The organism is Oleiphilus sp. HI0080 (genome assembly GCF_001635135.1).
The window spans coordinates 1-648 of record NZ_LWFU01000971.1; the positions used below are offsets into that span (position 1 = coordinate 1).

The window sequence follows — 648 nt, forward strand, 5'->3', positions numbered from 1 at the left end:
ATTGATGGATCTCGAATCCAGGGTTCGATAACCGACACCTGCTGCTTAAGAATACTCGAGTTAAACTCGCCAACCCAATGCCGTGTATTCTCAACCCTTACGTCTCGCTCATTCTTCAGCAACTGAACATTCCGACGCACCATGGCAACCTGCACGTCATTTAGATCGCCAAACCAGTTTTCCAGACGTTCGATACGAGAGTCCTCCTTATCCTCTTCGCTCTCAAGCGATTCGAACCAATCTTCTGATTTATCATCGATATACGCACCAAAAGCAGACAAGTTATCTTCTCCAAGTTCAACAGCAACAGGGGCAAGTCGCGGTGCGAGCTCATTGAGAAACTTCGCATTGTGAAACTCCAAGGTATCGAACAGATCGCTAATCTGCTCTGAAGAAGCACTCTCGCTCCACTCTTGCTTCGCTGCTTGGAGATCAACAAGCAAATGCGGGAACCCTTCTTCTTCAAACCAAATTTTCATCTGCTCGGCAACGTGCTCAACCTGAACCTCTTGCTCATCGGTCAAATCAAACATTCTGGACATTTGCCAAGAACTCAACCAAGGCAATCGTTCAAAGAAAAAGCTAAAGGTAGAGCAACTGCTGACGGAGAAACTCAGCAACAGAATGAGCGAAAATCTGATGATTGCG

1 protein-coding gene is annotated in these 648 nt (G+C 46.5%); it reads right to left on the bottom strand.

From position 1 onward, the window contains the following. A partial coding sequence (locus A3751_RS18650) for a DUF6279 family lipoprotein (protein WP_156492619.1) occupies positions 1-542 on the bottom strand: 542 nt, incomplete at its 3' end. Between the last annotated feature and the right edge of the window lie 106 nt (positions 543-648).